Here is a 4,931-nt window from a genome sequence, read left to right on the forward strand (position 1 = left end):
GGGCTGCCGCGGCACGGTTCCGCCGGGCCGCGGGGCGGGTCAGAGGGGGTGCCGGCCGGCTGCGGCGGTGATGGCGTCCGCCAGGCGGTCCAGGACCGCCGCGGCCTGTTCGTCGGTGATGGTCAGCGGCGGCAGGAGGCGTACGACGCCGGAGTGGCGGCCGCCCAGCTCCACGATCAGGCCGCGGCGCAGGCACTCCCGGCGGACGGTTGCGGCGAGGTCGCTCGCGGCGGCACCGGTCGCCGGGTCGGCGAGTTCGACGCCGATCATCAGGCCGCGGCCCCGGACGTCCGCGACGCACGGCTGCTGCGCGGCCAGCGCACGCAGGGCGGTGAGCATGCGCGCACCGATCTCCGCGGCGCGTTCGGCGAGGCGGTTCTCCCGTACGTAGGCGAGGGTCGCGGCGCCGGCCGCCATCGCGAGCTGGTTGCCGCGGAACGTGCCCGCGTGGGCGCCGGGAGCCCACACGTCCAGCGCGGACCGGTACACGATCACCGCCAGCGGCAGACTGCCGCCGATGGCCTTCGACATGACCATCACGTCGGGGACGACCCCGGCGTGGTCGACGCCCCAGAAGGCGCCGGTCCGGCCGACGCCCGTCTGCACCTCGTCCGCGATGAGCGGGATGTCCCGCGCCGCGGTGATCGCGCGCATGCTGCGCAGCCAGGCGTCCGGGGCGGGCAGGACCCCGCCCTCGCCCTGCACGGGCTCGACGAGCATCCCGGCCGGCGTCGGCACCCCGCCCTTGGGGTCGTCGAGCAGGCTCTCGGTCCAGCGGGCGCCGAGCCGCGCACCCTCGGCGCCGCCGACGCCGAACGGGCAGCGGTGGTCCTGCGGGTACGGCAGCCGCGTCACCCTCACGTCCGGGGCGCCGCCCGACGCGCCGAGGGAGCCCGCGGTCATGCCGTGGTAGGCGCCGGTGAAGGCGAGGAGCCCGGAGCGCCCGGTCGCGGTGCGGACCAGGGTGAGCGCGGCCTCCACCGCGTCGGTGCCGGCGGGCCCGCAGAACTGGATCCGGGCGTCGGCGGCCAGTTCGCCGGGCAGGGTGGCGAACAGCTCGGTGGTGAAGGCGTCCTTGACCGGCGTCGCGAGGTCGAGGACGTGCAGCGGGGCCCCCGAGTCGAGGACGCCCCGTACGGCTTCCAGCACCACGGGGTGGTTGTGCCCCAGCGCGAGGGTTCCCGCGCCGGACAGGCAGTCGAGGTAGCGGCGGCCGTCCGCGCCCTCGATGGTGAGACCGCGGGCCCGCACGGGCACGATCGGCAGGGAGCGGGCGTACGTGCGCGCCGCGGACTCCCGCATCGCCTGCCGCCGCAGGATGCCCTCCGCCGCGGCCGCTCCGCCCGCTTCGGGCGCCCGGCCCCCTTGGGGCGGTACCTGGGCCGGGACCGTGTCCTGCTCCGTCAATGCCACGAGTGTCGGACCTCCCGCACTGAAATCGCCCTGCCGGATCGTTTCTGACCCGGATGCCGCTTCCCCGCCGGCCCCGCTCTCCCCGTACGTACCAACGACGGCGGCGGCGCCGGAACACGGGGCGGTCGCAAGAACCTTGGTGCGGCGGGGCGGGAAGTCCGGTCAGCGGAGGGCCGGACGGGAACCGAGGGGGTGGCCTGCGCCGTCCCCGACTGCGACGGCATAGTGGGGTGCTGCATCCGCGGCCGCACCTCACGGCGTCCGCAGCCCATGCCCGGAAACACCAGGGGGACTCACGACATGCGACCGAACCGACCGGTCACCGCGATCCTGTGCGCGGCGGCACTCGCGATGACCGCCGCCTGCGGCCCGGGCGACGGGGAGGCCGGCGGCGACGCCAAGCCCACCGTGGCGGCGAGCCTTCCGTCCGGAGGCGACGGGATCAAGATCCCGGACCAGCTGAAGGACAAGCTGAAGCAGCACGGCATCGACCTGGAGAAGTGGCGGGGAGGTGAGTGGAAGAACTGGAAGAAGGAGGACTGGCTCCGCGAGGCGGGCGACTACATCAACCCGGTCATCGAGGGCCTGTGGGACCCGGACCGGATGCGGGAGGCGGCGAAGACGCCGCAGCCCCCGGCGGTCGACCCCGACGCGGGCAAGGACCAGGGCGTCACCGACCCGGCTCCGGCCCCGGTGCCGGCGAAGCCGGCGGCCACGCCGTACCACTCGGCGATCCCCGCGTCGGGCAAGGTGTTCTTCGACGGCCCCGAGGGCTCCATGGTGTGCTCGGCGACCGTGGTGAAGGACCCGGCGCACCCGGGCAAGTCGAACCTGGTCTGGACGGCCGGGCACTGCGTGCACGCCGGCAAGGCCGGCGGCTGGTACCGGAACATCGCCTTCGTCCCGTCGTACAACAACGCGGGCAAGTCGGCGGCGCAGCTCAAGGGCGCGCCCCGGCAGGAGGTGGCCCCGTACGGCGTGTGGTGGAGCGACTGGGCGCAGACCTCCGACCAGTGGATCGCCACGGGCGGCCCGACGGGCGGTGCGGGTGCCCCCTACGACTTCGCGGTGCTGCACGTGGTGCCGGAGAAGAGCACCGGCAAGTCGCTGGAGGAGACGGTCGGTGCGGCGCTCCCGGTGGAGTTCAACGCGCCGGCGGTGCCGAAGGTGTCCGGGATGACGGCGACGGGCTACCCGGCGTCGGCGCCGTTCGACGGGCAGAGGGCGTACCAGTGCACGGACAAGCCGGGACGGCTGACGCTGAAGGCGAACGATCCGGTGATGTACCGCATCGGCTGCACGATGACGGGCGGTTCGTCGGGCGGCGGCTGGATCGCCGCGGGCAGTGACGGCAAGCCGGCGCTGGTGTCGAACACGTCGATCGGCCCGGCGAAGGCGGGCTGGCTGGCGGGTCCGCGGCTGGGCCCGGAGGCCAAGGGGATCTTCGACGCGGTGAGCGCCAAGTTCAAGTAGTCCGGCAGCCGGACACGGCCGAGGGCCCCCTGCGCGTGCGGGGGGCCCTCGGCTTTCGCGCGCCCGGCGGTCCGGGCGGCGCGGCTACTGCTTGGCCGGAACGAACGGCGCCAGTTCGGCGGCCAGTTCCGGGTGGACGAGCACCTTGAGCAGGGTGCCCTCCGGGGTGTGCTCCTCGGAGACCACCTCGCCCTCGGCGTGCGCCCGGGCGACCAGCGAGCCGTGGGTGTACGGCACGAGGGCCTCCACCTCGACGGACGGCCGGGGCAGTTCGGCGTCGATGAGCCGCAGGAGCTCCTCGATGCCCTGCCCGGTGCGCGCGGAGACGGCGATCGAGTGCCGCTCGATGCGCAGGAGCCGCTGGAGGACCAGCGGGTCCGCGGCGTCCGCCTTGTTGACCACGACGATCTCGGGCACGTCGGCCGCGCCGACCTCCCGGATGACCTCGCGGACGGCGGCGAGCTGCTCCTCCGGGGCGGGGTGCGAGCCGTCCACGATGTGCAGGATGAGGTCGGCGTCCCCGACCTCCTCCATCGTGGAGCGGAATGCCTCGACCAGGTGGTGGGGCAGGTGCCGGACGAAGCCGACGGTGTCGGCCAGGGTGTAGACCCGGCCGCTGGGCGTCTCGGCCCGGCGCACGGTCGGGTCGAGGGTGGCGAACAGGGCGTTCTCGACGAGGACGCCCGCGCCGGTGAGGCGGTTGAGCAGGGAGGACTTGCCGGCGTTGGTGTAGCCCGCGATGGCGACGGAGGGCACCTTGTTGCGGCGGCGCTCCTGGCGCTTGATGTCGCGGCCGGTCTTCATCTCCGCGATCTCCCGGCGCATCTTCGCCATCTTTTCGCGGATCCGGCGCCGGTCCGTCTCGATCTTGGTCTCACCGGGGCCGCGGGTGGCCATGCCGCCGCCTCCGCCGCCGCCCATCTGCCGGGACAGCGACTGGCCCCAGCCGCGCAGGCGCGGAAGCATGTACTGCATCTGCGCGAGGGCGACCTGTGCCTTGCCCTCTCGGGACTTGGCGTGCTGGGCGAAGATGTCGAGGATCAGCGCGGTCCGGTCGACGACCTTGACCTTCACGACGTCTTCGAGGGCGATGAGCTGGCCGGGGCTGAGCTCGCCGTCGCAGACGACGGTGTCGGCGCCGCTCTCCAGCACGATGTCGCGCAGTTCGCGCGCCTTGCCGGAGCCGATGAAGGTGGCCGGGTCGGGCTTGTCGCGGCGCTGGATGACGCCGTCGAGGACGAGGGCGCCGGCGGTCTCGGCGAGGGCGGCGAGCTCCGCGAGGGAGTTCTCGGCGTCCTGCACGGTGCCGGACGTCCACACGCCGACGAGGACCACGCGCTCCAGGCGGAGCTGTCGGTACTCGACCTCGGTGACGTCTTCGAGCTCGGTGGAGAGGCCGGCGACGCGCCGGAGTGCGGCGCGCTCGGAGCGGTCGAACTGGTCGCCGTCCCGGTCTCCGTCGACCTCGTGGCTCCAGGCGACGTCCTCTTCCATCAGGGCGTCGGCCCGGAGGCTCTCGGTGAAGCTCTGCGGTTCGCGCACGTCGTCCTGTGCGGCCCGCGCGTCCTGGGAAGCGGAAGAAGAGGAGGTCATTGGATCCTTACGTCGGTGTGTGGGCGGTGTCGGAAGGGGCCCGCCTCGGCGGGTGCCCGGCCGCCGTGGGCGGTCGGGGCCGTTTCCGGCGGCCGCGGCCGCCGGAAGCACGTGCGACACCTTACTGACGTGTGCAACGTCGCATGCCGCCGGGAGATTCCCCGGCGCCGTGCGGCCCCGTCGATGGTGACATGCCCCTTCCTGCCGGGTCACACGCTTTTCGCGCCGCCCCACTCCGGGTGTCCGGGCATCGGGGGCGTGGTCTTGCCGTACAGCCAGGGCTTCAGGAAGGGCTCCATGTCGCGTCCGGCCTCCTCGGAGGCGAGGCGCCCTTGGGCGCGGTGAAGGCGAAGGTGTCCGCGGCGGGCTTGGCGAAGTCGACCTTCGTGAAGCCGGCGTCCAGGATCGGCTTGCCGCCCTCGGCCGAGAGCACCTGGACGCGCAGCGGCACG

General features: G+C 73.8%; 3 protein-coding genes and 1 pseudogene. 1 reads left to right on the forward strand and 3 read right to left on the reverse strand.

Annotated features, from left to right (window positions below; translation table 11 throughout):
• Window positions 1-39: 39 nt before the first annotated feature.
• Window positions 40-1,413 carry a diaminobutyrate--2-oxoglutarate transaminase family protein gene (locus EF903_RS28720; RefSeq protein ID WP_185902879.1) on the reverse strand — a complete coding sequence of 458 codons (1,374 nt, stop codon included), beginning with the start codon at window positions 1,411-1,413 and terminating at the stop codon, window positions 40-42.
• Between the two features lie 300 nt (window positions 1,414-1,713).
• Between EF903_RS28720 and EF903_RS28725 the strand changes: the two genes are divergently transcribed.
• The gene (locus EF903_RS28725; protein ID WP_125547930.1) at window positions 1,714-2,886 is read left to right on the forward strand and encodes a serine protease; all 1,173 of its coding nucleotides are present in this window, start codon (window positions 1,714-1,716) and stop codon (window positions 2,884-2,886) included.
• A gap of 84 nt (window positions 2,887-2,970) precedes the next feature.
• Here EF903_RS28725 and hflX read toward each other — a convergent pair whose 3' ends face one another.
• Together hflX and EF903_RS35580 are read right to left on the reverse strand one after the other, a co-directional pair.
• Window positions 2,971-4,479: a GTPase HflX gene (hflX, locus tag EF903_RS28730; RefSeq protein WP_125547931.1), complete on the reverse strand. Its 1,509-nt coding sequence runs from the start codon at window positions 4,477-4,479 to the stop codon at window positions 2,971-2,973.
• A 325-nt stretch (window positions 4,480-4,804) separates the two neighbouring features.
• Window positions 4,805-4,931 (reverse strand): annotated as a pseudogene (locus EF903_RS35580) (DUF2092 domain-containing protein); the annotation flags it as partial.

The sequence above is a fragment of the Streptomyces sp. WAC05292 genome, assembly GCF_003949955.1.
In the GTDB taxonomy this organism is placed as follows: domain Bacteria; phylum Actinomycetota; class Actinomycetes; order Streptomycetales; family Streptomycetaceae; genus Streptomyces; species Streptomyces globosus.

Bases quoted from the DNA above. Each gene is read 5' to 3' on its own strand.
- EF903_RS28725 (WP_125547930.1), top strand. From the start codon at position 1,714: ATGCGACCGAACCGACCGGTCACCGCGATCCTGTGCGCGGCGGCACTC.
- hflX (WP_125547931.1), bottom strand. From the start codon at position 4,479: ATGACCTCCTCTTCTTCCGCTTCCCAGGACGCGCGGGCCGCACAGGAC.